We start from the raw sequence: 1,657 nt of genomic DNA on the forward strand, positions 1-1,657 counted from the left end.
AGAAGCCGTGTCTCAACCGAACATGATCGGTTGATTTCTGCTGGTCAGGCATGGTCTGGCTCGTAGTGAGGGAGGCATCGGGCGTCTTGTTTCCGCTCCGTGAGCGAGGGGTGCGCGATGGCGTCGGTGCTGGGAATGCTGGAGGAGCGGGAGTCGGCTGCCCGTGTGCGGGTGGAAGGGCTGCGGGAGGAAGTCGCCCGGTTGGCCGGGGTGTTGGAGGCTGCCGAGATCGAGCTGGACCGGCGGGTGATCGCGCGGGAAGAGTTGGTCGAGGCCCTGGCGGCCTCGGCTGCTGAGACCACTGCCGTGTCCGAGGCACCGGCGCGGGCGGAAACCGCGCCCGCGCCGGTGCCGGGCTCGATCGTGCCACCGTGGGGCGAAGGATTGCCGGTGACGGTGCTGGCGCCGGACTACCAGCGGATCCTGGGCGTGCTGGAGGAGCGGCAGCCGGCGGGCCAGGGACCGCTGAAGGCCAGGGAGATCACGGTTCAGCTGGGCCTTGGGACGGCGTCGGCGAAGGTCGAGGGGGTGCGCTCGAAGGCCAGGCGCCTGGCGGAGCGCGGGTGGCTTGTGCAGGAGACGTCGGGGATGTTCAGTGCCGGCCGGCGGCCCGTGGTCGTGCCAGGCGCCGGCTCATCCGCGTGACCATCGACCACCGGATCATCGCCTCGCTGCTGGCCGGCAGCGTCTCGTAGTCCCGGGCCAGCCGGCGTGAATGCATCAGCCACGCGAACGTGCGCTCCACCACCCAGCGCCTGGGCAGCACCACGAACCCCTCCATGCCGTCGGTGCGCTTGACGACCTGAAGGGTGAGCGCGAGTCTCTGCCGGCACCAGTCGACCAGGCCGCCGGTGTATCCGCCGTCGCCCCAGACCAGGGTGATGTCGCGGTGCAGGCGGCGCAGCCGGGTCAGCAGGCCCGTCGCGGCGTCGCGGTCGCCGATGTTCGCGGCGGTCACCGCGACGACCAGCAGCAGGCCGAGGCAGTCGGTCACGATGTGCCGCTTGCGGCCGCCCACTTTCTTCCCGCCGTCCCAGCCGCGCGAGACGGACGGCACCGCGGCCGCTGCCTTCACCGACTGCGCATCGATGATCCCGGCCGTCGGCTCCGCCTCACGGCCCTCCCGCTCACGCACCCGTCCGCGCAGCCGGTCGTGGAACTCGGTGATCAGCCCGTGCTCGCGCCAGCGGCGGAAGAAGGCGTAAACCCGGCCCCAGTCGGGGAAGTCCGCTGGCATCGCCCGCCAGGAGATCCCGCCCGCGACCAGGTAACGGACCGCGTCCAGCAGCTGACGGTGGCAGTAGCCCTCGGGCTGCCCGCCCCGGCCCTGGAGCCAGGCCGGCACCGGCAGCAACGGCCGGATGGCCGCCCATTCCGCGTCCGACATGTCCGAGGGATACCGGCGTTCCCGGTCCGGATGGTCGGCCGCGTTGCCGTACACATGCGCGAGGCAGTCACACGATGGAGCAGCCGAGTTGAACTGAACGGACTCGGACGCGTACAACAAGGACACCAGGGCCTCCCGGCACTGCTCGGTCAGATTCGCATCCCCGAGCTACCGAGAGGCCCTGTCTTCATGCACGGACAACGGGAAGATCACCCCGGCGGGAAACCTGTTCGACCCGCACGTTCCATGACCGGTTGAGATACGGCTTCT

Annotated in this window: 2 protein-coding genes; one reads left to right on the top strand and one right to left on the bottom strand. The window is 70.3% G+C overall.

The window, feature by feature from the left end:
• Positions 1 to 117 precede the first annotated feature (117 nt).
• On the top strand, positions 118 to 645 hold the full coding sequence (locus ADL01_RS19865) for a hypothetical protein (RefSeq protein ID WP_234354724.1): 528 nt from the start codon (positions 118 to 120) through the stop codon (positions 643 to 645).
• Here the strand turns inward: ADL01_RS19865 and ADL01_RS19870 are convergent.
• Positions 593 to 1,387, bottom strand: a complete 795-nt coding sequence (locus ADL01_RS19870) for an IS5 family transposase (protein WP_107090944.1) — start codon at positions 1,385 to 1,387, stop codon at positions 593 to 595. The two genes, ADL01_RS19865 and ADL01_RS19870, sit on opposite strands and share 53 nt — an antisense overlap.
• Positions 1,388 to 1,657 lie beyond the last annotated feature (270 nt).

Origin of the sequence: Streptomyces sp. NRRL WC-3618, assembly GCF_001280005.1 — a bacterium.
In the GTDB taxonomy this organism is placed as follows: domain Bacteria; phylum Actinomycetota; class Actinomycetes; order Streptomycetales; family Streptomycetaceae; genus Streptomyces.